This window comes from Streptomyces lasalocidi, from assembly GCF_005280215.1.
In the GTDB taxonomy this organism is placed as follows: Bacteria; Actinomycetota; Actinomycetes; order Streptomycetales; family Streptomycetaceae; genus Streptomyces; species Streptomyces longwoodensis.
The window spans coordinates 3,321,508-3,346,269 of the sequence record NZ_SZNQ01000001.1; the positions used below are offsets into that span (position 1 = coordinate 3,321,508).

The 24,762-nt window shown below is 74.5% G+C and carries 20 protein-coding genes and 1 tRNA gene; 6 read left to right on the plus strand and 15 right to left on the minus strand.

Annotated features, from left to right (window positions below):
• Positions 1-44: 44 nt before the first annotated feature.
• Together E4U91_RS14705 and E4U91_RS14710 are read right to left on the minus strand one after the other, a co-directional pair.
• Positions 45-2,267 carry an MMPL family transporter gene (locus tag E4U91_RS14705; protein ID WP_137307280.1) on the minus strand — a complete coding sequence of 741 codons (2,223 nt, stop codon included), beginning with the start codon at positions 2,265-2,267 and terminating at the stop codon, positions 45-47.
• 169 nt (positions 2,268-2,436) lie between these two features.
• Positions 2,437-3,036, minus strand: a complete 600-nt coding sequence (locus E4U91_RS14710) for a TetR/AcrR family transcriptional regulator (protein WP_137307281.1) — start codon at positions 3,034-3,036, stop codon at positions 2,437-2,439.
• A 180-nt stretch (positions 3,037-3,216) separates the two neighbouring features.
• On the opposite strand from E4U91_RS14710, the gene E4U91_RS14715 reads away from it, so the two are divergent.
• Positions 3,217-6,459: a S41 family peptidase gene (locus E4U91_RS14715; protein WP_137307282.1), complete on the plus strand. Its 3,243-nt coding sequence runs from the start codon at positions 3,217-3,219 to the stop codon at positions 6,457-6,459.
• A gap of 93 nt (positions 6,460-6,552) precedes the next feature.
• On the opposite strand, the gene E4U91_RS14720 is transcribed toward E4U91_RS14715, so the two are convergent.
• From E4U91_RS14720 to E4U91_RS38535, 3 genes are all read right to left on the minus strand, one after another.
• Entirely contained in the window at positions 6,553-6,759 is a 207-nt protein-coding gene (locus E4U91_RS14720) for a hypothetical protein (RefSeq protein ID WP_137307283.1), read from the minus strand.
• Positions 6,760-6,891: 132 nt separating this feature from the next.
• Positions 6,892-7,776 (minus strand): SDR family oxidoreductase, encoded by an 885-nt coding sequence (locus tag E4U91_RS14725; protein ID WP_137307284.1) that lies wholly within the window; start codon positions 7,774-7,776, stop codon positions 6,892-6,894.
• Entirely contained in the window at positions 7,773-10,364 is a 2,592-nt protein-coding gene (locus E4U91_RS38535) for an alpha/beta fold hydrolase (RefSeq protein ID WP_137307285.1), read from the minus strand. The genes E4U91_RS14725 and E4U91_RS38535 overlap by 4 nt, the downstream gene beginning before the upstream one ends.
• Before the next feature lie 124 nt (positions 10,365-10,488).
• Between E4U91_RS38535 and E4U91_RS14735 the strand changes: the two genes are divergently transcribed.
• The gene (locus E4U91_RS14735; protein ID WP_137307286.1) at positions 10,489-11,154 is read left to right on the plus strand and encodes a MerR family transcriptional regulator; all 666 of its coding nucleotides are present in this window, start codon (positions 10,489-10,491) and stop codon (positions 11,152-11,154) included.
• A 19-nt stretch (positions 11,155-11,173) separates the two neighbouring features.
• Here the strand turns inward: E4U91_RS14735 and E4U91_RS14740 are convergent, their stop codons facing one another.
• Complete coding sequence (locus E4U91_RS14740; RefSeq protein ID WP_168218114.1) at positions 11,174-11,977, minus strand: exodeoxyribonuclease III; 804 nt, start codon at positions 11,975-11,977, stop codon at positions 11,174-11,176.
• 80 nt (positions 11,978-12,057) lie between these two features.
• On the opposite strand from E4U91_RS14740, the gene E4U91_RS14745 reads away from it, so the two are divergent.
• On the plus strand, positions 12,058-12,549 hold the full coding sequence (locus E4U91_RS14745; RefSeq protein WP_137307288.1) for a GNAT family N-acetyltransferase: 492 nt from the start codon (positions 12,058-12,060) through the stop codon (positions 12,547-12,549).
• 14 nt (positions 12,550-12,563) lie between these two features.
• Here the strand turns inward: E4U91_RS14745 and E4U91_RS14750 are convergent, their stop codons facing one another.
• Both E4U91_RS14750 and E4U91_RS14755 read right to left on the minus strand, forming a co-directional pair.
• Positions 12,564-13,235, minus strand: coding sequence for a response regulator (locus E4U91_RS14750; RefSeq protein ID WP_174867801.1), 672 nt, complete (start codon positions 13,233-13,235; stop codon positions 12,564-12,566).
• Positions 13,196-14,533, minus strand: a complete 1,338-nt coding sequence (locus E4U91_RS14755; protein ID WP_137307289.1) for a sensor histidine kinase — start codon at positions 14,531-14,533, stop codon at positions 13,196-13,198. Before E4U91_RS14755 ends, E4U91_RS14750 begins: the two co-directional genes overlap by 40 nt.
• A gap of 134 nt (positions 14,534-14,667) precedes the next feature.
• Between E4U91_RS14755 and E4U91_RS14760 the strand changes: the two genes are divergently transcribed.
• Both E4U91_RS14760 and E4U91_RS14765 read left to right on the plus strand, forming a co-directional pair.
• Positions 14,668-15,423, plus strand: a complete 756-nt coding sequence (locus tag E4U91_RS14760; protein ID WP_137307290.1) for an ABC transporter ATP-binding protein — start codon at positions 14,668-14,670, stop codon at positions 15,421-15,423.
• The gene (locus tag E4U91_RS14765) at positions 15,417-17,885 is read left to right on the plus strand and encodes an ABC transporter permease (protein ID WP_137307291.1); all 2,469 of its coding nucleotides are present in this window, start codon (positions 15,417-15,419) and stop codon (positions 17,883-17,885) included. The genes E4U91_RS14760 and E4U91_RS14765 overlap by 7 nt, the downstream gene beginning before the upstream one ends.
• Positions 17,886-18,085: 200 nt before the next feature.
• Here the strand turns inward: E4U91_RS14765 and E4U91_RS14770 are convergent.
• The 7 genes from E4U91_RS14770 to galU all read right to left on the minus strand — a co-directional run bounded on the left by E4U91_RS14770 (position 18,086) and on the right by galU (position 24,036).
• Positions 18,086-18,159: transfer RNA gene (locus E4U91_RS14770), tRNA-Ala, on the minus strand.
• A gap of 151 nt (positions 18,160-18,310) precedes the next feature.
• Positions 18,311-19,666, minus strand: coding sequence for a gephyrin-like molybdotransferase receptor GlpR (locus E4U91_RS14775; RefSeq protein ID WP_137307292.1), 1,356 nt, complete (start codon positions 19,664-19,666; stop codon positions 18,311-18,313).
• Positions 19,667-19,838: 172 nt separating this feature from the next.
• Complete coding sequence (locus E4U91_RS14780; protein WP_137307293.1) at positions 19,839-20,507, minus strand: GNAT family N-acetyltransferase; 669 nt, start codon at positions 20,505-20,507, stop codon at positions 19,839-19,841.
• Complete coding sequence (locus E4U91_RS14790; RefSeq protein ID WP_422070936.1) at positions 20,504-21,181, minus strand: MogA/MoaB family molybdenum cofactor biosynthesis protein; 678 nt, start codon at positions 21,179-21,181, stop codon at positions 20,504-20,506. Before E4U91_RS14790 ends, E4U91_RS14780 begins: the two co-directional genes overlap by 4 nt.
• Complete coding sequence (gene moaC, locus E4U91_RS14795; protein ID WP_137307294.1) at positions 21,166-21,678, minus strand: cyclic pyranopterin monophosphate synthase MoaC; 513 nt, start codon at positions 21,676-21,678, stop codon at positions 21,166-21,168. The genes E4U91_RS14790 and moaC overlap by 16 nt, the downstream gene beginning before the upstream one ends.
• Before the next feature lie 127 nt (positions 21,679-21,805).
• Positions 21,806-23,128, minus strand: a complete 1,323-nt coding sequence (glp, locus tag E4U91_RS14800) for a molybdotransferase-like divisome protein Glp (RefSeq protein WP_137307295.1) — start codon at positions 23,126-23,128, stop codon at positions 21,806-21,808.
• 5 nt (positions 23,129-23,133) lie between these two features.
• Complete coding sequence (gene galU / locus E4U91_RS14805) at positions 23,134-24,036, minus strand: UTP--glucose-1-phosphate uridylyltransferase GalU (protein ID WP_137307296.1); 903 nt, start codon at positions 24,034-24,036, stop codon at positions 23,134-23,136.
• A 94-nt stretch (positions 24,037-24,130) separates the two neighbouring features.
• Between galU and E4U91_RS14810 the strand changes: the two genes are divergently transcribed.
• Positions 24,131-24,754, plus strand: a complete 624-nt coding sequence (locus tag E4U91_RS14810) for a 5-formyltetrahydrofolate cyclo-ligase (protein WP_137307297.1) — start codon at positions 24,131-24,133, stop codon at positions 24,752-24,754.
• The last annotated feature ends 8 nt before the right edge of the window (positions 24,755-24,762 follow it).

Consider the following 24,762-nt stretch of genomic DNA (forward strand, 5'->3'; position numbering starts at 1 on the left):
GTCCCCACGGATCCCCCACCGGCCGTTCCGGGCGGAGCGGCGCGTCAGGCCCGCACCAGCTCCTTGTCGTCGTCGTCCCTGCTGGGGGCGCCGGAGGCGGTACGCAGGCCCTCGCCCTCGACGTCGACGTTGGGCAGGACGCGGTCCAGCCACTTCGGCAGCCACCAGGCACGGCGGCCGAGCAGCGCGAGGACGGCCGGGACCAGGGCCATGCGGACGAGGAAGGCGTCGAAGAAGACGGCGATGGCGAGGCCGAAGCCGATCATCTTCACCATCGACTCGCTGGAGCCGATGAAGCCGGCGAACACCGCCATCATGATCACCGCGGCGGCGGTGACGACCCGCGCTCCGTGCTTGAAGCCGGTGACCACGGCCTGGCTCGGCTTCTCGCCGTGGACGTAGGCCTCCCGCATCCGGGTCACGAGGAACACCTCGTAGTCCATGGCGAGGCCGAAGACCACGCCGACCATGAAGATCGGCATCATCGACATGACCGGGCCGGTCTCCTCGACGCCCATCAGGCCGGACAGCCAGCCCCACTGGAAGACCGCGACCACCGCGCCGAGCGCCGCCATGACGCTCAGCAGGAAGCCGAGCGCCGCCTTCAGCGGGACCAGGACGGAGCGGAACACGACGATCAGCAGCAGGAAGGCCAGGCCGACGACCAGCGCCAGGTAGGGCACGAGCGCGTCGTTGAGCTTCTGGGAGACGTCGATGTTCATCGCGGTCGAGCCGGTGACCAGCACGCTCGCGTCGGAGTCGGCCTTGACGTCCGCGCCCTTGTCGCGGATCGCGTGGACCAGGTCCTCGGTGGTCGCCGAGGACGGCTTGGAGCCGGGGATCACGGTGATGGTGGCCGTGTCGCCCGCCTTGTTGGCCGCGGCCGGGGTGACGGTGACGACGTCGTCCAGGCGCTTGATCTCGTTGCCGACGTCCCGGAAGACGGCCTGCGGGTCGGTGCTGTCCTTGGCGTCCACCACGACCATCAGCGGGCCGTTGAAGCCGGGGCCGAAGCCCTCGGAGAGCAGGTCGTAGGCGCGGCGCTGGGTGGTGGACGTCGGCTGGGAGCCGTCGTCGGGCAGGCCCAGTTCCAGGGAGGCCGCCGGGACCGCCGCCGCGCCGAGGCCGACGACGCCGAGCAGCAGGACCGCGACGGGGCGGCGTACGACGAAGGAGGCCCAGCGGGTGCCCAGGTTGGGCTTGGCCGCGCGGTCCGCCCCACGGTTCCGGCCGCCGCCCAGGAGCTTGCTCTTCTCGCCCATGGGGCGCACCTTGCGGCCCGCGTAGCCGAGCAGCGCCGGGATCATCGTCAGCGCGATGAGGACGGCGATGGCGACCGTGCCGGCGGCGGCGACGCCCATCTTGGTCAGCATCGGGATGTTGACCACGGACAGGCCCACCAGGGCGATGACGACGGTGAGGCCGGCGAAGACCACCGCGGAGCCGGCGGTGCCGACGGCCCGGCCCGCGGCCTCCTCGCGGCCGCGGCCCTCGGCGAGTTCGGCGCGGTAGCGGGAGACGATGAACAGCGCGTAGTCGATGCCGACGGCCAGGCCGATCATCGTGGCCAGCGTGGAGGTGGTCGAGCCGAGGTCCAGGGTGGCGGCCAGCGCGGTGATGGTGGAGACGCCGATGCCGACGCCGATGAGCGCGGTCAGCAGGGGCAGTCCGGCCGCGAGCAGCGAGCCGAAGGTGATGACCAGGACGACGGCCGCGATGCCGATGCCGATGACCTCGGTGGCGCCGGTCTCGGGGGCGGCGCTCAGCGCGTCGCCGCCGACCTCGACGGTCAGCCCGGCGTCCCGCGCGTCCTGGGCGGCCTCCTTCAGGGCGTCGCGCGAGGAGTCCTCCAGCTCCATGCCGGAGACGTCGTACTTCACGGAGGCGTACGCGATCGTGCCGTCCTTGCTGACGGCCTTGCCGGTGTAGGGGTCGGCGACGGAGGCGACCTCGGAGCCGTCGGACAGGGTGCCGACGGTCTTCTCGACGGCGGCCTTGTTGCCGGCGTCGGTGATCTTCTCGCCGGCCGGGGCCTTGAAGACGACCCGGGCGGTGGCGCCGTCGGCGCTCGCCCCGGGGAAGCGCTGTTCGAGCAGGTCGAAGGCCTTCTGGGCCTCGGTGCCCGGGATGGAGAAGGAGGTGTTGCCGGCGGCGGGCGCGTTGGCCGCGCCGACCCCGGCGAGGGTCAGCAGCGCCACCCAGATCAGGGCGACGAAGTGTCGTCGGCGGAAGGCGAACCGGCCGAGCCGGTACAGGAACGTGGCCACGGGGGCGTACTCCCGGTCAGTCGTGGGGTGGTCAGGGCAGGGGTGATCGACCCGTGGTGGGGGCAGGGGTGATCGGCCCGACGACGATGGGGGCGCCCCCATGCCTTTCGGGCATGGGGGAGGTGACGTCAGGTGGAGCGGCTCAGGGCGTCCGGGTCGCGGGACCCGGTCAGGTGGTGGGGACGCCGAGGGCGGGGAGGACCACGGCGTCGATGTACGAGGTGAGGAACTCCTGCGTCGGCGGCTGGTCGTCGAGCAGGGCCCGGGTGGCGAAGCCGCCGACCATCATGTGGAGCAGGAAGTCCAGTGCGGGGCAGTCGGGGCGGACCTCGCCCCGGTCGACCGCGCGCCGGATCACCTCGTGGAAACTGGACATCTCCGGTTCGACGAGCTGCGAGCGGAAGGCCGCCCGCAGATCGGCGTTGTTGTGCATCGCCATCGCGACGCCCCGCATGAGCGCGGAGTTCCGCTCGATGGTGCAGTCGTCCTCCAGCCGGACCAGGGCGTGCAGGTCGCCCCGGAGACTGCCGGTGTCGATCTCGTCGATGCGGCCCGGCTTGCTGTGCCGGATGGCCCGGACGACCAGTTCGGCCTTGCCGCCCCACTGGCGGTAGAGCGTGGCCTTGCTGGAGCGGGTGCGGGCGGCGACGGCGTCCATGGTCAGGGCGTCGTAACCGACCTCGCGGAGCAGGTCGAGGACCGCCTCGTACAGCTCGGCCTCGCGCTCGGGCGTGATGCGACTGCGACGCGCCGTCGCGAGCTCGGTCATGCCGTGGGCCCCTTCCCGCTCCATGTCCTCACGGGACGACGATACCCTTCCCGTCAACGAAACGAAACCGTTTCGTACGTGTCCTGGCTCACGTGTGTAGGAGCCGGGTAAGAGCGGCGCCGACGGGCCGTCGGCCACCCACGAGTTGCCCGGCCCCGCGCACCGGAAAAGCATGGGGAGGTGAGCTATCTGCGCCTGCCGCACCTGCGCGGTGACCTGCTGTGCTTCGTGGCCGAGGACGACCTGTGGCTGGCACCGCTCGACGCGCCCGGCCGGGCCTGGCGGCTCACCGCCGACCGCACCAGGGCCGGCCACCCCCGCCTCTCGCCCGACGGGCGCTCGGTGGCCTACACGAGCTGGCGCAGCCTCGACCCCGAGATCCACCTCGTGCCGGTGGACGGCGGCCGCGGCCGGCAGCTGTCGCACTGGGGCAGCTCCGACACCCGCGTGTGCGGCTGGACCCCCGAGGGCGACATCCTGGCCGTCACCTCCCACGGCGAGCCCTTCTCCTACCTCACCTGGGCCTACAAGGTCCGCGTGGACGGCGCCCCCGGCCGCAAGCTGCCCTGGGGCCCGGTCTCCGACCTCCAGGTCGCCGACCTCGACGGGGAACGCCGCAGCCTGCTGCTCACCGGCACCCCGCCGCACGAACCCGCCGCCTGGAAGCGCTACCGGGGCGGCGCCACGGGCCGGCTCTGGCTGCACGGCCGGCGGCTGCTGGCCGGCCTCGGCGGCCACCTGCACTCCCCGATGTTCGTCGGCGACCGCATCGCCTTCCTCTCCGACCACGAGGGCGTCGGCAACCTCTACTCCTGCGCCCACGACGGCTCCGGCCTGCGCCGCCACACCGACCACGACGCCTTCTACGCCCGGCACGCGTCGAGCGACGGCACGCGCGTGGTCTACCAGTGCGCCGGCGACCTGTGGATCGTCGACGACCTCGCCGCCGGCTCCGCGCCGCGCCGGATCGACGTCCGCCTGAACGGGCCGCGCACCGGACGCCGGCCCCACCAGGTGCCGGCCGCCCAGCACGTCGACGGGCTCTCCGTGGACGACACCGGCCGGGCGAGCGCGGTCGTCGTGCGCGGCAGCCTGTACTGGCTGACCCACCGGGACGGCCCCGCCCGCACCCTCACCGACACCCCGGGCGTGCGCGTCCGGCTGCCCCTGATGCTCGGCCCCGGCGGACAGGTCGCCTACGTCACCGACGCCGAGGGCGAGGACGCCGTCGAGATCGCCCACCTGCCGCGCGCCTCCGGCGACCGCCCACCGCGCCGGCTCGCCCAGGGGCGGCTGGGCCGGGTCCTGGAACTGGTCTGCGACCCGCGGGGCGAACGGCTCGCCCTCGCCGCGCACGACGGACGGCTGCTGCTCGTCGACGCCTCGGAGGACTCCGACGGCGACGTCACCGAGCTGGTCCGGTCGGACAACGGACCCGTGCGCGACCTCGCCTTCTCACCCGACGGGGCCTGGCTCACCTGGTCCCACCCGGGCATCGGGCGCTCCCTGCGGCAGATCAAGGTGGCCCGCATCGCCGGCACCGGCGACCGGCTCGTCGTCGACGTCACCGACGGGCGCTTCGAGGACGAGAACCCGGTCTTCACCCGGGACGGGCGCTACCTGGCCTTCCTGTCCTGGCGCGGCTTCGACCCGGTCTACGACGTCCACACCGGCGACCTGTCCTTCCCGCTGGGCTGCCGCCCCTATCTGGTGCCGCTGTCGTCGGCGACCCCCTCCCCGTTCGCCCTCAGCCCCGAGGGGCGGCCCGCGGCGGGCGGCCTGGACCCGGTCGAGGACGAGGGCGCCGGGGACGGCACCGTGACCGTCGAGGTCGAGGGCCTGGCCAGCCGGGTGACGCCCTTCCCGGTCACCGCCTCCAAGTACTCCGCGCTGCGCCCCGTCGCGGGCGGCGGGCTGGTGTGGCTGCGCTGGCCGATCTCCGGCGCGCTCGGCGAGACCTTCGCCAACCCGGACGACACCAGCGGGCGGCCGACGCTCGAGCACTTCGCCATCACCCGGGCCAGGAAGTCCGAACTCGTCGGCCACCTCGACTGGTTCGAGCTCAGCGGCGACGGCAGCCGGCTGGTCGTCGCCGACGAGGGCGACCTGCGCGCGGTGCCGTCCACCGAGACCGGCGACAGCGACACGACCGTCTGGATCGACCTCCGGCGCATCCTGCACCAGGTGGACCCCGGCGCCGAGTGGCGCCAGTCCTACGCCGAGGCCGGCCGGATCATCCGGGCCCACTTCTGGGACCCGGGGATGTGCGGCATCGACTGGGACGCGGTGCTGGACCAGTACCGGCCGCTCGTCGAACGCGTCGCCACCCCCGACGAGTTCGCCGACCTGCTGCGCGAGGTCCTCGGCGAACTGGGCACCTCGCACGCGTACGTCACCGCTTCCCGGCGCAACGAGGGCCCCGCCCACTACCAGCGCCGGCAGGGCCTGCTCGGCGCCGACCTCGTGTGCCGGGACGGCGCCTGGACCGTCCGCCGCGTCCTGCCCGGCGACTCCTCCGACTCCAAGGCCCGCTCCCCGCTCGCCGGCACCGGCATCCGCGAGGGCGCCGTGCTCAGCCACGTCGACGGCCGGCCGGTGGACCCGGTGACCGGCCCCCACCCGCTGCTCGCCGGCGCAGGCGGCACCACCGTCGAGCTCACCTTCACCCCCGCCGAGGGCGAGGCGGGCCGCGCCCGGCGCGTCGCCGTGGTCCCGCTGGTCGACGAACGGCCGCTGCGCTACCAGGACTGGGTCGCCAAACGGCGCCAGGTCGTCCGGGAGTTGAGCGACGGCCGCTGCGGATACCTGCACATCCCCGACATGGGCGGCTCGGGCTGGGCCCAGTTCAACCGCGACCTGCGCGGCGAGGTCTCCCGGCCCGCGCTGATCGTCGACGTGCGCGGCAACGCCGGCGGGCACATCAGCGAACTGGTGGTGGAGAAGCTGACGCGCAGGATCCTCGGCTGGGACCTGACCCGCGACGCCCAGCCGGTGTCGTACGCCTCCGACGCGCCGCGCGGACCGGTGGTGGCGCTGGCCGACGAGGCGACCTCCTCCGACGGCGACATGATCACGGCCGCCTTCAAGCTGCTGGGCCTGGGACCCGTGGTGGGACAGCGCACCTGGGGCGGCGTCGTCGGGATGACGGGGCGTCACCGGCTCGGCGACGGCACGGTCATCACGGTGCCGATGAACGCGGCCTGGTTCGACGCCTACGGCTGGTCCGTCGAGAACCACGGCGTCGCTCCCGACCTGGAGGCCCTGCGCACCCCGCTGGACTGGGCGGAGGGGCGCTACGCCCAACTCGACGACGCCGTACGGCTGGCGCTGGAGCTGCTGGAGACCCACCCGCCGGCGTCCCCGCCCGACCGCCGCGACGTACCGAACCGGTCACGGCCGAAGCTGCCGCCACGGGAGGCGTGAACCGGCAGTGGACGGCCGCCCGTCGACGGGGCGTGGGGTGCCCCGCCGAAGCGGAGCACCCCACGGAAGTCGGCCAGGGCCGTAGGACGAGGGTCAGGCCTCGTAGTCCTGGTCGAAGCGCTCCTCCGGCTCGCGGCGGCCGCGCTCGGACTGCCCGGGCTGCCCGGACCGCCCGGCCTGCTCGTCCTGCGGCGACTTGCGGCCACGCTGCGGCATGCGCTCCTTGGCCTCGTCCACCTTCTGCCGAGCCTGGTCCTGCCACTGCTCGGTCCGGTCCTGGAACTTGTCCTTCATACCCATGTGGGTTCACTCCTGTGTGAGTGGGGGGTTGGGGCCCCTCGCGGGGCCACGACCAGATTCACACGGGCCGACACGCTCCGCATGTCGATCACTTACAGGGCGTAGCCACAGGGGTGTTGACCAGGCCGGACGTCACCTCCGGACCGTCGCGCGGGCCTGCTCGTCGGCCGCTCCGCCCGCCCCGACGAGCCCCGTGCTCATGCCCTGCAGCCGGGGTGCGAACCGCTTCATCTCCCGTTGCCCCACCGTCCCGATGAGCCCCGGCAGGTAGCCGCGCACGCCCTGCATCCCGCGCAGCCACCACTGCCCGTACACGTGGCTCGACCGCCGCTCGATGCCGGCCACCAGCCGGTCCACGGCCGGGCCGAGCGGGTACGTCTTGTTGGACGGCCAGGGCAGCCGCTGCCGCAACTCCCGCATGACGTCCTCCTGGTCGGCGCCGCGCACCATGTCGGTGTCGGTCCAGGACAGGTAGCCCACCCCGACCCGCACACCCCGGTGGCCGACCTCGGCGCGCAGGCTGTGCGCGTACGCCTCCACGCCCGACTTGGACGCGCAGTACGCCGTCATCATCGGCGCCGGCGTGATCGCCGCGAGGGAGGCGATCTGCAGCAGGTAGCCGCGGCTCTCCATCAGCACCGGCAGGAACGCCCGCCCGGTGACCGCCGATCCGATGAGGTTGACCTCGATCACCCGGCGCCAGGAGTCCGGGTCGGAGTCGACGAACGGCCCGCCGGTGGCCACCCCGGCGTTGGCCACCACGATGTCGACCTTCCCGAACCGCTCCTTGACCTCGCGGGCGACCCGGGCCATCGCCTCGTGGTCGGTGACGTCGGCGTGCCAGTGGTCGCTGTCGCCGTGCAGCCGCTCCCCCACCTGCTTGAGCAGGTCGGGCTCCAGGCCCACCAGCGCGACGCTCGCCCCGCGCGCCGACAGCTTGCGGGCGAGCAACTCGCCCACGCCGCGCGCCGCTCCGGTGACGACGGCGACCTGGCCCTCCAGGCTCACCTTGCTCATGCGCCCTCCTTGATCTGTGCGGTCTGTGCGGTCCGTGCCGTCTGTGCGGTCTGTGGCGTCCGTGCGGTCTGTGCGGGAACCCCGGCCGGGCTCTCCGTGCGGCTGGGAACGACGTACGTCGTGACCAGCTCCCTGATCCGGCCGGTCACCAGTTCCGGCGCCTCGACCGGCGTCATGTGGCCGAGGCCCGGCAGTTCGGTCAGGCCGACGCACTGCGGCAGGGCGGCCACCAGCGACCGGGCGTGCCGCGGGGGCGTCAGCCGGTCCGCCGTACCGACGACCACCGCGGTCGGCACGTCCAACTCCCGTACGGCGTGGTCGAGGTCGAGCAGGTCCAGCACCTGCGACCAGGCGTGCCGCGAGCCGCGCGGACAGGCGTGCACGATCCGCGCACACGCCTCCACCATGTGCGGGCTCGAACCGGCGCCCATCGTGGCGTACTTCATGATCCGCAGCGCGGCCGGCGTGACCGGGCCCAGCGGGGCGCGCGAGCCGAGGACGTGCCGGGTCAGCCACGTCCTGAGGCGGCCGGGCCGCAGCGGCAGCACCGTGGACTCCGCGACCAGCCGCGAACTGCCCGTGCTGCACAGCAGGACCGCCGCCGTGTGCGCGCGGAACGCCGGGCGCGTCGAGGCGGCCATCACGGTCATCCCGCCCATCGAGTGCCCGGCGACGACCGCCTTCTCGCCCGGCGCGAGGGTGGCGAGCAGGACCGCCTCGAGGTCGTCGGCGAGGGCGTCGGTGCCGCAGGCACGGCTCGCCGGGCTGCGCCCGTGGCCGCGCTGGTCGTAGGCGATGACCCGGTGGTCGGCCGCCAGGGCGTGGATCTGCGCCGCCCAGAAGGCGGTCGAGCAGGTCCAGCCGTGGGCCAGGACGACCGCAGGGGCGCCCTCCGGCCCGTGCACCTCGACGTGCAGCCGCGCGCCGTCGGCCGAGACGACACTCAGCTCCCGCGCGGGGACGGGCGGGGCGTAGGGCCCCGAGGTGACGTGCGCGGGGCGACGGCTCACGAGGCCACCTCCGCGGAGGCGGTGCCGGCCGTGGTCGTTGGTGTCCGCAGTGGCCGTGGCGGCCGCCGTGGTCGTAGCCCCTTGGGCGCCCACGCCGTCCTGCGCGCCCGCGGGCCGGACCACCTGGTACTCGGCGAGGTCCACCCGGCGCGTCGCGCGGCGGAACTCGGCCGTCGTGCCGGGCCAGATGGTGGTGTTGCGCCCGTTGGCGTCGAGGTACCAGCTGGTGCAGCCACCGGTGTTCCACACGGTGCGCCGCATCCGCTCCTGCACGCGCCGGTTCCAGGCGTGCACGGCGCTCGGCCGGGCGTCGAGGGCGGCGCGGCCGCCGAGGACGGTCAACTGGCGCAGGTAGTCGGCCAGGTAGTTCAGCTGCGACTCGATCATCAGGATCATCGAGGAGTTCCCGAGGCCGGTGTTGGGCCCGATGACCGTCATGAAGTTCGGGAAGCCCGCGGCGGTCGCGCCGCGCAGGGCCTCCATGCCGTCCTTCCACACCTCCGCGAGGGTGCGGCCCTCCGCCCCGACGACCCGCTCCGCGATCGGCATGTCGGTGACGTGGAAGCCGGTGCCGAACACGATCGCGTCGGCCTCGACCTCGCTGCCGTCGGCGGCCACCAGGGTCGAGCCGCGCACCTCGCGCAGCCCGCTGTCGACCAGGTCCACGTTGGGCCGGGCGAGCGCCGGGTAGTACGTGCTGGACAGCAGGATCCGCTTGCAGCCGATGCGGTAGTCGGGCGTGAGCCTGGCCCGCAGCGCCGGGTCCTTGATGGCACGGGCCATGTTGCGCTTGGCCAGCTTCTCGACGAAGCCCAGCTCGTCGGGCCGCTTGGTGAACGCCTGGACCTGCAGCTCCCGGATGCCCCACAGCAGCCCGCGGCGCAGCTGCGTGGTGAGCGGCAGCGCCCGGTGCAGGGACCGCTCGGCGCCGCTGATGGCGCGGTCGACGCGGGGCATCACCCACGGCGGGGTGCGCTGGAAGAGGGTGAGGCGGCCGACCTTCGGCTGGATGGCCGGCACGATCTGGATCGCGGACGCGCCCGTGCCGACCACCGCGACCCGCTTGCCGGTGAGGTCGTAGTCGTGGTCCCAGCGGGCCGAGTGGAAGACCTTGCCCGGGAACGACGCCAGGCCCGGGATCTCCGGGATCTTCGGGTCGGACAGCGGCCCGGTGGCGGAGACCACGACGTCCGCCGACAGGGCGCCGCTCGCGGTCTCGATGTCCCAGCACAGCCGCTCGGTGTTCCAGGTCATCCGCTGCACCTCGGAGTCGAAGCGCAGGTGCGGGCGCAGGTGGAAGACGTCGGCGACGTGCTCCAGGTAGGCGCGGATGTGCTCCTGCCCGGAGAAGGTGCGCGGCCAGTCGGGGTTGGGCGCGAAGGAGAAGGAGTAGAGGTGGGAGGGCACGTCGCAGGCGCACCCGGGGTAGCTGTTGTCCCGCCAGGTGCCGCCGACGCTGCTCGCCCGTTCCAGGACCACGAAGTCGGTGATCCCCTCGCGGCGCAGCCGCACGGCCGCGCCGAGCCCGCCGAACCCGGACCCGATCACCGCCACCCGTACCCGCTCCTGCTCGGCCATCCGAGACCTCCTCGCGCGACTCTGCCAGTGAACACTGGCGCAATGGGAGAGTAGAGGAGCGGCGTACTCATGGGTAGGGGGTCGGCCGGAGAAAGTTACCGACGGTACGAACTAAGGTGCGGGCGTGGCAGACAAGCAGGAGTACCGCATGGCGGAGCTGGCCGAGCGGGCCGGCATCACGGTGCGCACCCTGCGCTTCTACCGGGAGCGCGGGCTGCTGGCACCGCCCCGCCGCGAGGGCCGGATCGCCTGGTACGACGACCACCACCTGGCCCGGCTGCGCACGATCGCGGCACTGCTGGAGCGCGGCCACACCCTCAGCGGCATCGCCGAACTGGCCGAGGCCCTGGACCACGGCCGGGACGTCGCCGACCTCCTCGGCGTCGCCCCGCCCACCGAGGAGGAACCGGTCCGCCTCACCCCCGAGGAACTCGCCGCCCGCTTCGAGGGCGAGGTCACCCCCGAGAACCTCGCCGCCGCCCTCGACCTCGGCTACCTGGGCACCGACGGCGACGAGATCGTCCACATCAGCCGCCGCCTGCTGGACGTCTCCTCCGCCCTGGTCCGCGAGGGCATCCCGCTCGCCGAGGTCCTCTCGGCGGGCGCCCGCGTCCGCCAGCACGCCGACGCCCTGGCCGACCTCTTCACCGACCTGATCGTGCGCCACGGCCCCGAGGAGAACCTCCACCGCCTGCGCCCCCTGGCCCGCAGCGTGGTGGAGGCGGAACTCTCCCTGGCCCTGGACCGGAGGGTGCGGGAGCGCAAGGAGGGGGAGCAGGGGGAGGACTGACGAGCCGCCGGGGTCCGGTTCAGAGGTCGTAGACCACCGTCACCGGCGCGTGGTCCGACCAGCGCTCCGCGTGCGTCGCGGCGCGCTCCACGTACCCCTTGACCGCCTTCCCCGCCAGACCGGGCGTGGACACGTGGAGATCAATGCGCCATCCACTGTCGTTGTCGAAAGCCCGCCCCCGGTACGACCACCAGGTGTACGGCCCCTCCAGCCCCGGGTGCAGTGCCCGCACGACGTCGACGTAGCCGCCCTCCTCCGGTGTGAGGACGCGGGTCAGCCAGGCGCGTTCCTCCGGCAGGAAGCCGGAGTTCTTGGTGTTGCCGCGCCAGTTCTTCAGGTCGGCCGGCTCGTGGGCGATGTTCCAGTCGCCGCAGACCAGCACCTCGCGGCCGTTCGCCGCGGCGCGCTCGCGCAGCTCCTTGAGGTGGGCGAGGAACGCGTCCATGAAGCGGACCTTCTCCTCCTGGCGCTCGGTGCCGACCTCACCGGAGGGCAGGTAGAGGGAGGCCACCGTGACACCCGGCAGGTCGGCCTCGACGTAGCGGCCGGCGGCGTCGAACTCGGCCGAGCCGAAGCCGACGCGCACGGCGTCCGGCTCACGGCGGCTGTAGAGGGAGACGCCGGCCCGGCCCTTCGCGGCGGCGGGCGCGTGCACGACGAACCAGCCCTCCGGCGCACCGGCCGCGGCGGGCAGCTGCCCGGGCTCGGCGCGCACCTCCTGCAGGCAGAGCACGTCGGCGGAGGTGTCGGCGAGCCATTCCACGAAGCCCTTCTTCGCGGCGGCACGCAGCCCATTCACGTTCACGGAGGTCACGGTCAGCACCCGGGCACGATACCGGCACACTGGAGGGCGACCCGTTCACCCCGCACCCCATGCGTGCGCATATAAGTACAGTGAGCAGCATGAACATACGCCCCGTGCCCTTCGACCACCCCGACGCCGTCAAGCTCAACGACGAGGTCCAGGCCGAATACCACGTGCGCTACGGCGACGGGGGCGACGCCACCGTCCTCGCGCCGTCCGACTTCCAGCCGCCGCGGGGCGTGTACCTCATCGCCTACGACGAGCGGGACCGCCCGGTCGCGACGGGCGGCTGGCGCAGTCAGGACCGCAACGACGAGGGCAACGAGGACGGCGACGCCGAGCTGAAGCGCATGTACGTCGTGCCCGAGGTGCGCGGCTGCGGCCTGGCCCGGCGGATGCTCGCCGCGCTGGAGGACGACGCGCGCGCGGCGGGGCGGGTGCGGATGGTGCTGGAGACGGGCACCCAGCAGCCGGAGGCCGTGGCGCTGTACACCTCCAGCGGCTACGAGCCGTGCGCCAAGTTCGGCTACTACCGCCACCACGAGGCGAGCCTGTGCTACGCCAAGCCGCTGCGGCCCGCACGAGGCTGAGGCCCGCGGCCGCCTCACTCCCGTAGGTACGCCAGCACCGCCAGCACCCGGCGGTGCACGTCCTGCGCGGGCGGCAGGTCGAGCTTGGTGAGGATGGAGCCGATGTGCTTGCCGACGGCCGCCTCGGAGACGACCAGCGCGCGGGCGACCGCGCCGTTGGAGCGGCCCTCGGCCACCAGTGCCAGCACCTCCCGCTCGCGCGGGGTGAGCCGCTCCAGGGGATCCCGGCGCCGGCGCAGCAATTGCCGTACGACCTCGGGGTCGACGACCGTGCCGCCCGCCGCGACCTCGTCGAGGGCGTCGACGAACTCCGCCACCTGCCCGACCCGGTCCTTGAGCAGGTAGCCGACCCCGGTGCCGTCCCCGGAGTCCAGCAGGTCGGCCGCGTACGCGCGTTGCACGTACTGGCTGAGCACCAGCACCGGCAGCCCGGGCCGTTCGCCGCGCAGCCGCACGGCCGCGTGCAGCCCCTCGTCCGTGAACCCGGGGGGCATCCGCACGTCGGTGACGACCACGTCCGGGTCGTGCGCCCGGACCGCGTCGAGCAGGGCGGGGGCGTCCCCGACGGCCGCGACGACCCGGTGCCCGAACCGCTCCAGCAGGGCCGTCAGGCCGTCGCGCAGCAGCACGCCGTCCTCGGCGAGGACTACGCGCAGGGGCCGTCGGCCGTGGGCTGCGTCGCGCACGGGATCTCCACTCGCACCAGGGTGGGCCCGCCCGGCGGGCTGGTCACGCCCAGTCTTCCATCGAGCACCGACACCCGGTCCCCGAGGCCGGTCAGGCCGGAGCCGGCGGCCGGGTCGGCGCCGCCCCGCCCGTCGTCCTCGACCTCCAGGACGAGCCGTCCGTGCCGGTGGGTGCCCCGCACGCGGGCCCGCCGCGCCCCGCTGTGCCGGGCGACGTTGGCCAGTGCCTCGCGCACCACGAAGTACGCGGCGGCCTCCACCGCTGCGGGGAGCCGGCCCGGCAGGTCGACCTCCGTGTCGACCGGGACCGGCGAGCGGTCGGCCGCGTCCGCCACGGCCGCCGCGAGCCCGTGGTCGGCGAGCACCTGGGGGTGGATGCCGTGGATGAGCTCTCGCAGTTCCGCGAGGGCGGCGTCCGCCTGTGCGTGGGCCCTGGCCAGTTGTGCGGCGAGCGGCCCGTCGGGCGGTGCGTCGAGCCGGGCCAGGCCCAGGGCCATGGTGAGGGCGACGAGCCGCTGTTGGGCGCCGTCGTGCAGGTCCCGCTCGATCCGCCGCCGCTCCGCCTCGAACGCCTCCACCAACCGCACGCGGGAGCGGGCCAGTTCACGTACCCGGGCCTCGGCCTCACCGGCGCGCGGCAGCACGAGCAGGCGGGTGAGCCCGGCCCGCGCGCCGGCGGCCACGCCGACGCCGTACAGCCCGGCGCCGAGCGCCAGGAGCCCGAGCGCGGCGAGTCCGCAGGCCTGCGCCTGCCCGGTGACGGTCACCGTCTTGAGCACCTTCAGCTCCCGCCCCTCCCCCACGGTCGCCAGCAGCAGCGGCGTCGCCACCAGCGCCGCCGGGCACACCAGGGCGACGGTCACGACGAGCGCCTCCACCGGCCACAGCAGGAACCCGGTGAGCAGCGTGTGCCCCAACTCCCGCCAGGTGGCGGCCTCCCGGAGCCGGGTGCCGAGCCGGCTGCGCAGGCCGGGGGCGGGCGGATCGACGTGCGCGGGCGCGGGGAGCCGGGCCGCTTCGGTGCCTCCGTCGCCGTCAGGCCCCTCCTGGAGCCATCCCAGCCGCCACCGCTCCACGGCCGCGACGGGCAGTCCCGCGAACGCCGCCAACCCCAGCAGCGGCAGCCCGACGAGCACCACCGCGAGGAGCCCGCCGGCCGCGACGAGCCCCACCAGCCCGGCCAGCACGACGACTCCGAGCACCACTCCCGCCAGCACGTAGCCGGCGGCCCGCCAGGGCCACGACGACAGCAGGTAGTCCGGGCGGGCCAGGGCCTGCCACACCGTACGAGGACGCATGCGGATCACCGTAGGAGCGCCGCCCCCGGCCGGGCCATCCGTCCAGCCGGAGCCTCGGGGGTATGCCTGGCCCTACCCGTGCTCTCGCCCCTGCCCGACCGACACGGGCCCCCGGCACGGGGTTTCGTGGGGTCATGACCACACACGCCGTCCAACTGACCGCCGTGAGCAGGCGCTACGGTGCCGCGGGCACCGGGGTGACCGCGCTCGACGACGTCACGCTCGCCTTCCCCCGGGGCTCGTTCACCGCCGTGATGGGCCCGTCCGGCTCGGGCAAGTCGACGCTGCTGCAGTGCGCCGCGGGTCTGGAGCGGCCGACGTCGGGCTCCGTGCGGATCGGCGGCACCGAGCTGACGGGGCTGGGCGAGCGCCGGCTCACGCTGCTGCGCCGGGCCCGGATCGGCTTCGTCTTCCAGTCGTACAACCTGCTGCCTTCGCTGACCGCCGAGCAGAACGTCGCCCTGCCGCTGCGCCTGGCCGGCCGCCGCCCGTCCCGCGCACGCGTGCGTGCCGCGCTCGCCGAGGTCGGTCTCGCCGGCCGCGCGGACCACCTCCCCGCCCGGCTCTCCGGCGGCCAGCAGCAGCGCGTGGCGCTGGCCCGCGCGATGATCACCCGCCCCGAGGTGCTGTTCGGCGACGAGCCGACGGGCGCGCTGGACTCCACGACGGCTCGCGAGGTGCTGGCGCTGCTGCGCGCCCTGGTGGACGAGGAGGGGCAGACGGTCGTGATGGTCACGCACGACCCGGTGGCCGCGTCGGCGGCGGACCGGGTGGTGTTCCTGGTCGACGGCCGGGTGCACGACGAGCTGTGCGCGGCGGACGCGGAGACGGTCGCGGCCCGGACGGTGTCGCTGGAGAGCCGTGCGGCGACGGGGGCGGCGGCGTGCTGAGCACCGCCCTGCGCACGCTGTGCGCCCGCCGGGCGTCCTTCGCCGGCAGCTTCGTCGCGCTCGCGCTGGGCGTCGCCCTGCTCACCGTGATGGGCCAGGCCCTCGCGGCGTCGGTGCACGCGCCGGACCGCTCCCCGGAGCGTTTCGCCGCCGCCCCGGTGGTGGTGCGGGCCGGCGACACGCTCCGGGTCCCGACCCCGGCGGGCCCCCGCACGGCCCGCCTCCCCCACGCGCCGCCCCTGCGGCCCGCCACCCTGGGCGTCCTCGCGACGCTCGGCCGCGTCACCCCGGACCGCTCCTTCCCGGTCCGCCCGGCCGGCGGCCCGGACGACCTCGTCGGCCACCCCTGGTCGACGGCGCGCTTCGCCCCGTACGCCCTCACCGCCGGGCGGGCGCCCGCGACGCCGGACGAGGTGGTGACGGCGGGCGGCTGGACGCGCCCAGGCGCCCGTCTGCGCACCGCCCAGGGCACGGTGACCGTCGTGGGCACGGTCCGCGCCCTCGGCTTCGAGCGTCCGGTGTTCTTCACGGACGCCCGCGCGGCGGTCCTCGCCCCCGAGGTGCGGCAGGCGGTGGTCGAGGCGGACGCCACGGCCGTACGGGCCGCGCTGCGCGGCGACGCACGCGTGCGGGTCCTCACCGGTGCGCAACGGCGCCTCGCGGACGCCGGTCCGGACCGCGACGCGGAGGCGCTGACCGCGCTGAACGCCCTGTTCGGCACGGCCGGCGGGGTCAGCGCGTTCGTGTCGGTGTTCGTGGTCTCCTCGACGTTCGCCTTCGCGGTGGCGCAGCGCCGCCGGGAGTTCGGGCTGCTGCGCACGGCGGGTGCGACGCCGGGTCAGCTGCGGCGCTCGGTCCTGGCGGAGGCGCTGCTGGTGGGGGCGCTCGCCTCGGCGGCCGGCTGCGTGCTGGGGGCGTACGCCGCCCCGCACCTGGGCGCGCTGGTGGTCGACGGCGGTCTGGCCCCGGCCTGGTACCGGGTCGGCGGTGCGGTGTGGCCGTACCACCTGGCCTTCTGGACGGGCCTGTTGGTGGCCCTGGCCGGTGCGGGCGGCGCCGCGTGGCGGGCCGGGCGCACGCCTGCCGTGGAGGCGCTGCGGGAGGCATCCGTGGACCCGGCCCGGCTGCCCCGCGCGCGGTGGGTGTGCGGGACGGTCCTGCTGCTGACGGCGGCCACGACCCTGGCGTACGCGCTGCTGACCGACCCGGGCGAACTGCTGCACCGCAAGACCTGGGTCAGCCGTCCCCTGCTGCTGACCGGCGCGGTCGCGGTCCTCTCCCCGGCGCTGGTGCGTCCCCTGGCCCGGCTGCTCGTGCGGCTGCCCGGGGTGCTCGGCTCGCTGGTGCGGCAGAACGTCCTCACGGGCGCCCGGCGTACCGCGTCGCTGGCGGCGCCGGTCCTGGTGACGGTGGCGCTCGCGGGCTCGCTGCTGGGGGCCACGGCGACGCTGGGCGGGGCGCGCGCGGCGGAGGTGGACCGGCAGACGGCCGCGGACTTCGTGGTGACCCCGGCGGACGGCTCGGCGTTCGCCCCGGCGGCGCTGGCCCGGCTGCGGCGGGTGCCGGGCGCCGAGGTGTCCGCGACGGCCACGACCGCCGTGCGGACCCTGGAGGACGGCGTCGCGCTGGTGGGCTTCCCGGCCCGCGCGGCCGAACCGGGCCCACTGGAGCGCACGGTGCGCCTGCCGGTGACGGCCGGACACCTCGCCGACCTGGACGACGAGTCGATCGTGGTGACCCGGGAGTGGGCGCGGCACCGGGTGGGCGAGCGGGTACGGGTCTGGCGCGGCGACGGCACGCCGCGCACCCTGCGCATCGCGGCGGTCGTGGCCACGGGCACGGGCGGCGACGGGGCCTGGGTCACCCCGGCGAACGCTCCCGGCGCGCACGTCGACCGGGTCGACGTGCGGGTGCGCGCGGGGGCGTCGGCCGTGACGGTCGCCCGGCACCTGCGGTCGGTCGAAGGGGCGCGCCTGCTGACCAAGGCCCAGTGGGTGCGGGCGAGTTGGCCGCCCCCGAACCGCACCACGCGCCTGGGCGTGCTGCTGGTCCTCGGCATCGCCCTGCTCTACACGGGCCTGTCGGTCGCCAACTCGGCGCTGATGGCGGCGTCGGCCCGCCGCACGGAGCTGACGACCCTGCGCCTGACCGGCCTCACGCGCGCCCAGGTCCTGCGCCTGACGGCCATGGAGAGCCTGACGGTGGTGGCGCTGGGGGCCGTCCTGGGCGTGCTGGTGACGCTGGCCGACCTGTCGGGCATGACGGCGGCCCTGCACCTGCTCGGGGCCCCGGCCCCCTTGACCGTCCCGTGGCGGCCCCTCGCCTGGACGACGACCGCGTGTGCCGTGCTGTCCCTGACCGCGTCCCTGGCCACCACGGCCTGGTCCCTGCGCGGCGACAAGCCGACGGGTCGGTACATTTCGCTCGCGAGGGCGGGCATCCGAATGACTCCGCACCTGTGACTGAGGAGGTTGGAAGCCGGTGACCGTCCCTCTTGCGTACAAGGGGCTGGAGTTGATGCCCACATGGTTCGTCATCATGGTCGCGGTCCTGTCGACGATCGGGATCGTCCTGGCCTACCGCCGCAGACAATGACCGGCGAAACCGCCGTAACGCATGCCAAAGCCCCGGTCGGGAAACCCGACCGGGGCTTTGAGCTGCGTGGACCTGTGGGGATTTGAACCCCAGACCCCCTCGATGCGAACGAGGTGCGCTACCAGACTGCGCCACAGGCCCTTGCAACGAGTGAAACTCTAGCATCCCCGTCGGCCTGCTCAAAAATCCGTTGTCGGGCGGCCGCGCGGGCGGGCGGCGAGGGGCGGGCGGGGCGTCCGGCGCAGGTCATCAGGGGCGCGCCGGGCGCCGTACCGCGGGGGTCCGAGGACCGTCACTCGTTGGCGGCGCGGGGCCGTTCGCCGTCCTCGTACTGGTCGAACAGCGGGGTGCGGCCCCGTTCGCGGGAGCGGCGGGCCGAGGCGGCGCGGCGGGCGTCGGAGCGGTCCTCGTCCTCGGGCCGGGCGTCGGCGGCGGCGTCCGTCCCGGCGTCGGCGCCGGTCGCGGGCTCCGCCTGGTCCGGGGCGACCGCGCTGGAGCGGGCCGAGCTCCAGGTGTCCGGGGCGCCGAGGTCGACGTCGGCCGTGGCGCGCGGGGCGACCGGTGCTGTCACGTACGTCGGCAGGGGCACCGGCACCGGGTCCCAGCTGTCGCCCTGGCCCGGGTGCCGCTGTCGTTCGCGCTGCTGGTCGACCCACTCGGCGTGGTCGGTCTGCTCGACGAGGGCCCGGCGGTCCGCGGCGAGGGCGAGCAGCCCGGGGTCGGTCTCCGGCTCGGTGACCGCGTCGGGCTCCTCTGCGCCGGCGTCGGCCTCGGCGGGCGGCGCGGACGCCGAGGCCCGGCGGCGCGGCTGGCGCTCACGCAGGCGCTGCGCGGCGGCCTCGGCCTGGCGCCGGTCCATCTGGTAGGTGAAGCGGCGGCGCTCCTGGGCGCGCAGGTAGGCGATGTACCCGCTGAGCAGGACGGCGGGCACACCGGGCGCCCACAGGAACGTCAGGCCGCCGACCGCCGCGACGACGGCGCCCAGGGTGAAGGCCAGGAAGAGCATCACGGTGGTGCGCCGACGGCGCGCGAGCACCTTCGAGCGCTGGGCCCGCGCCGTGGCCGCCTGCGCGGAAGGGCTCGGCGCGCGCCGGGCACGGGGCACGCGCCGGGTGGCGTCGGGTGCCGCGGACGGCGCCGAGGACTCGGCGGACGGGGAGGACTGGGCGGACGGGGAGGACTGGGCGAACGGGGAGGACTGGGAGGACACCGGCGCGGCGTGGCTCTCGGCGAGGGGCTCGCCCACCCGCTCGCGCTCGGTCCGCTCGACGCGCTCGTTTCGCTCCACGTGCGCGTGCCGCTCCGCGCGCTCGTGCCGGTCCGCGCCGGGCTGCCCGCCCTCGCGTTCCGGGAGCGTGACCCGGGTCTGCGGGCGGGTCGGGGGCACGGCGAAGGCCCGGACGTCCACCGAGTCGGTGACCGCGTCCGGGTCGGCGTCGGGCTCCGCCTCGTCGGTGGAGCGCGTCCGCAGGTCCTTGGCGTAACGACGCTCCATGGCCGCCCGTCCGGACAGCAACCGGATGGCGGTGCTGAAGCGTTCGGTCGGACGGGCCTCGTTCAGCTCGTCCTGCCTACGGAGCCACATCGGCACCAAGTAGGCGGCCCAGGCCCCGACAATGACTGCGTAGATGAGGCCGCTGCTGCTCACGCCTCACACGGTAGAGGGGATCGCCTGAGGCCATCGCCCAATTGGGCCGGTGTGTCGCACGATCTGGCTGATATTTCGAACTTTTTTTGTGACCGATGCGATCAGCGGCCCACTCGGACCGGGAATTCATTGCTCCGAGAACGTCAACCGGGGATCAATTTCGAACATATTTTCAATTTCCCGGGTTGCCGGCATTCCCCGGTGTGTTCTGGTGGTCACGGGGCGCGGTGCGGGGCCGCGACCTCCGCCAGCGCGTCAGCAGACCTTCCGGCACTTCCTCGGCGGTGAGCGCGAAGACCAGGTGGTCCCGCCAGGCGCCGTCGATGTGGAGATAACGGGGCCGCAGCCCCTCCTCGCGGAATCCGAGTTTCTCCACCACGCGCCGGCTGGGGCCGTTCTCGGGGCGAATGCAGACCTCGATGCGGTGCAGACCGACCGCGCGGAAACAGTGGTCGACGGCGAGCGCCACGGCCGTCGGCATCACCCCGCGGCCGGCGACCGCCTGGTCCACCCAGTAGCCGACGTGCCCGGAGCACATCGAGCCCCAGGTGATCCCGGCGACCGTCAACTGACCGACGAGCTGCCCCTGGTACTCGATGACGAACGGCAGCATCCGGCCGGCGTTCGCCTCCGAGCGCAGGTGCCGGACCATCTGCCGGTACGTCGGGCGGTGCGCGATCGGCCCGCTGGGCGCGGGCGGCGGGATGGTCGCCTCCCAGGGGCGCAGCCAGTCCCGGTTGCGCCGGTTGACCTCACGCCACGCGCGTTGGTCGCGCAGCTTTATCGGCCGGAGGACGACGTCGCCCTCCGCCAGCTGGACGGGCCAGGACGGGCTGTTCAGCGCGCACCCCCGGACGGTCTGGTGGGGTCCTCACCGGCCGGGGGGCCACCGTGGGCGTCATCGTCATGGGCGCCGTGGGCGCCGTGGGCGCCGTGGGCGCCGTGGGCGCCGTGGCCGTCGTGCGCGTCGTGCGCGTCGGGGGCGTCGTGCGCGTCCGCGCGGCGGTGGTCGCCGCCGCGGAGCTGGTCGACGGCGTGCACGAGCAGCGGCTCCAGGACCGCCAGCCCGTCCTTCACGCCGCCCGAGGAGCCCGGCAGGTTGACGATCAGGGTCCGTCCGGCCACCCCGGCGAGGCCGCGCGAGAGGGCCGCGGTCGGCACCTTGTCCCGGCCGAACGCCCGGATCGCCTCCGCGATGCCCGGCACCTCGTGGTCGAGCACCGCGCGCGTGGCCTCGGGGGTGCGGTCGGTGGGCGAGATGCCGGTGCCGCCGGTGGTGACGATCACGTCGTAGCCGCTCCCGACCCCGGCGCGCAGGGCCGCCTCCACGGGGTCGCCGTCGGGGACGACCCGGGGGCCGTCGACGGTGAACCCGAAGCCGGTCAGGCCCGCGGCGATCAAGGGGCCGCCGGTGTCCTCGTAGACCCCGGCCGCGGCCCGGTTGGAGGCGGTGACGACCAGCGCGCGGTACGGCGCACCGGCAGGGGGCGGCGCGGCGGTCACGGCCGGCTCCAGTCGCCGGACTTGCCGCCCGTCTTCTCCTCCACGCGCACGTCCGTGATGACCGCTCCCTTGTCGACCGCCTTGACCATGTCGATCACGGTGAGCGCGGCGACGGAGACCGCGGTGAGCGCCTCCATCTCGACGCCCGTGCGGTCCGTCGTGCGCACCGTCGCGGCGATCTCCACGGCGTCGTCCGCGACCGACAGGTCCAGTGTCACACCGGACAGGGCCAGGGGGTGGCACAGCGGGATCAGGTCGGGCGTGCGCTTGGCGCCCATGATGCCCGCGATGCGCGCGGTGGCCAGGGCGTCGCCCTTGGGCACGCCCCCGCCGCGCAGCAGCTCGACCACGCGGGGCGAGACGAGGACCCGGCCGCTCGCGCGGGCGGTGCGCGCGGTCACGTCCTTGCCGGACACGTCGACCATGCGGGCGGCGCCCGCCTCGTCGAGGTGGGTCAGTCGGTCCTGCGCTGGGGGTCCGGGGGTTTCCCCCCGGGATGGCACGGTCATGGTGTGTGGCGCTCCCGGTCCGGGCCCGTCGCGGTGCGGCGCACGGGCCTGCTGTGCGCGACACGGTACCCCCAAGTCCCGGGGCGCAACCGCCCAGGACCGCCGCACGGACCGGTCCGCGCGGGGCTCAGCCGAGCAGGACGACCTCGACCTCGTCACCGGGCTCGACGGACTCCGCGTCCTCGGGGACGACGATCAGCGCGTCGGCGTGCGCGAGGGCCGCGACCAGGTGCGATCCGGCGCCGCCGACCGGGCGGACGGTGCCGTCGGCGTAGCTGCCCCGCAGGAACTGGCGGCGGCCCCGGGGCGAGGTCAGCGCGCGGTCGGCGCCGAGCGTCGCGCGCGTGGTGGGCCGGTGGACGTCGGTGAGGCCCATCAGGGTGCGAATGGCGGGGCGGACGAACAGCTCGAAGGAGACGTACGACGACACCGGGTTGCCCGGGAGCGCCAGCAGCGGAATGTGGTCGGGGCCGATGGTGCCGAAGCCCTGCGGCTTGCCCGGCTGCATGGCGAGCTTGCGGAACTCGACGCCGCTGCCGGGCTCGTCCTCGTCGCCGGCGTGCGCCAGGGCCTCCTTGACGACGTCGTAGGCGCCGACGCTGACGCCGCCCGTGGTGACCATGAGGTCGGCGCGGACCAGTTGGTCGTCGACGGTGGAGCGCAGGGTGTCGGCGTCGTCGGCGACGGCGCCCACGCGGTAGGCGATGGCGCCGGCGTCCCGCGCGGCCGCGGTGAGGGCGAAGCTGTTGGAGTCGTAGATCTGGCCGTCGGCCAGTTCCTCGCCGGGCTGGACGAGTTCGCTGCCGGTGGACAGCACCACCACGCGGGGGCGCGGGCGCACGCGGACCGTGCCGCGGCCGATGGCGGCCAGCAGGGCGATCTGCGGCGGGCCGAGGACGGTGCCGGCCTCCAGCGCGCGGTCCCCGGCGCGGACGTCGCTGCCCTGCGCGCGCACGTGGGCGCGTGCCTCGGCCGGCCGGTGCACCCGCACGTGCCCGGTGGCGCCCTCGGGGGCGAGGCTGCGGGCGCGCATGCCGTCCACGGGTCCCTCGCCGAGCCCCCCGTCGGTCCACTCCACGGGGACGACGGCCTCGGCGCCCGGGGGCAGCGGGGCGCCGGTCATGATGCGGGCGGCCTGGCCCGGCCCCACGTGGAGCCGGCCGGCCTGTCCGGCCGCGACGTCGCCGACGACCTCCAGGGCCGCCGGGAACTCCTCGCTCGCGCCCGCGATGTCGGCGACCCGGACCGCGTAGCCGTCCATGGAGCTGTTGTCGAACGGCGGCAGGGACACCGGCACCGTGACGTCCTCGACCAGGACGCAGCCCTGGGCGTCGAGGAGGTGCAGTTCGATGGGCTCCAGCGGGCGGATCGCGGTGAGGACGTCCTCCAGGTGCTCGTCCACCGACCACAGGCGGTCCTGGCCGGTGGAGTGGGGCGCGGCGGTGCTCAACGTGGTTACAACTCCTCGGTGACGTAACTGCGAAGCCAGGACCGGAAGTCCGGACCCAGATCTTCACGTTCGCACGCGAGTCTGACAATGGCACGCAGATAGTCGCCGCGGTCGCCGGTGTCGTAGCGGCGGCCCTTGAAGACGACGCCGTGCACCGGGCCGCCGACCTTCTCGTCCGCGGCGAGCTGCTGGAGGGCGTCGGTGAGCTGGATCTCGCCGCCGCGGCCGGGCTCGGTCGTGCGCAGTATGCCGAAGATGCTGGGGCCGAGGACGTAGCGGCCGATGATGGCGTAGCTAGAGGGGGCGTCCGCCCGGTCCGGCTTCTCGACCAGGCCGGTGACCTTGACGACGTCGGCCTCGCCGGTGCCCTCCACCGCCGCGCACCCGTAGAGGTGGATCTGCTCCGGGGCGACCTCCATGAGGGCGACGACGCTGCCGCCGTGCTGCTCCTGCACCTCGATCATCCGCTTGAGCAGCGGGTCGCGGGGGTCGATCAGGTCGTCGCCCAGCAGGACGGCGAAGGGCTCCTGGCCGACGTGCGGGGCCGCGCAGAGCACCGCGTGGCCGAGGCCCTTGGGGTCGCCCTGGCGCACGTAGTGCATGGTCGCCAGGTCACTGGACTCCCGGACCTTGGCGAGCCGATTGGCGTCGCCCTTCTTCTCCAGGGCCGACTCGAGCTCGTAGTTGCGGTCGAAGTGGTCCTCCAGGGGGCGCTTGTTGCGACCCGTGACCATGAGGACGTCGTCGAGGCCGGCGGCGACGGCCTCCTCGACCACGTACTGGATCGCCGGCTTGTCGACGACCGGCAGCATCTCCTTGGGAGTGGCCTTCGTCGCCGGCAGGAACCGGGTGCCGAGGCCTGCTGCGGGGATGACAGCCTTGCTGATCCGTGGGTGCGACTGAGTCATGTGCGCCACCCTATCCGGTGCGTTTGAGAGGAATCTGTAGCTCCGGTTAATAGATGTTCATATGAACTGATTCGAACAGAACGGGAGCGTACGCGTGCATCATCACGGCACAGGCGGGGCCGAGTCTGACAAGCGGACGTTGCGGCGGGAGTTTCTCGCGGTGAGGAACACGTTGACGACCGATGACGTGCGCAAGTCAGCCCTGGCGCTCGCCGAGCACGCCCTGGAACTACCCGAGTTGGCGCACGCGCACACGGTCGCGGCGTACGTCTCCGTGGGCACCGAGCCCGGCACGCTCGCGCTGCTGGACGCGCTGCGCGCGCGGGGCGCACGCGTGCTGCTGCCCGCCCTGCTGCCCGACAACGACCTCGACTGGGGCGCCTACGCGGGCGAGGGCTCCCTCGCACGCGTGCAACACGGCGGCAGGATGGCCCTCTTCGAGCCGATCGGCGCCCGGCTCGGCCCGGACGCCGTGACGCAGGCCGACGTGGTGCTGCTGCCGGGCCTGGCGGCCGACGCGCGCGGCATGCGGCTGGGGCGCGGCGGAGGCTCGTACGACCGGGTGCTGGCCCGGCTGGAGCGCGCGGGCGCGCGTCCCGCGCTGGTGGTCCTGCTGTACGACACGGAGGTCGTCGAACACGTTCCGGCCGAGCCGCACGACCGGCCGGTGCACGCGGTGGTGACCCCCTCGGGCGTCCGCCGCTTCGACCGCTCCTGAGACGCACG

Excerpts from the sequence above, each read along its gene's own strand:
- E4U91_RS14710 (WP_137307281.1), bottom strand. The coding sequence starts at position 3,036 with ATGACCGAGCTCGCGACGGCGCGTCGCAGTCGCATCACGCCCGAGCGC.
- E4U91_RS14720 (WP_137307283.1), bottom strand. The coding sequence starts at position 6,759 with ATGGGTATGAAGGACAAGTTCCAGGACCGGACCGAGCAGTGGCAGGAC.
- E4U91_RS14725 (WP_137307284.1), bottom strand. The coding sequence starts at position 7,776 with ATGAGCAAGGTGAGCCTGGAGGGCCAGGTCGCCGTCGTCACCGGAGCG.
- E4U91_RS38535 (WP_137307285.1), bottom strand. The coding sequence starts at position 10,364 with ATGGCCGAGCAGGAGCGGGTACGGGTGGCGGTGATCGGGTCCGGGTTC.
- E4U91_RS14745 (WP_137307288.1), top strand. The coding sequence starts at position 12,058 with ATGAACATACGCCCCGTGCCCTTCGACCACCCCGACGCCGTCAAGCTC.
- E4U91_RS14755 (WP_137307289.1), bottom strand. The coding sequence starts at position 14,533 with ATGCGTCCTCGTACGGTGTGGCAGGCCCTGGCCCGCCCGGACTACCTG.
- E4U91_RS14760 (WP_137307290.1), top strand. The coding sequence starts at position 14,668 with ATGACCACACACGCCGTCCAACTGACCGCCGTGAGCAGGCGCTACGGT.
- moaC (WP_137307294.1), bottom strand. The coding sequence starts at position 21,678 with ATGACCGTGCCATCCCGGGGGGAAACCCCCGGACCCCCAGCGCAGGAC.
- galU (WP_137307296.1), bottom strand. The coding sequence starts at position 24,036 with ATGACTCAGTCGCACCCACGGATCAGCAAGGCTGTCATCCCCGCAGCA.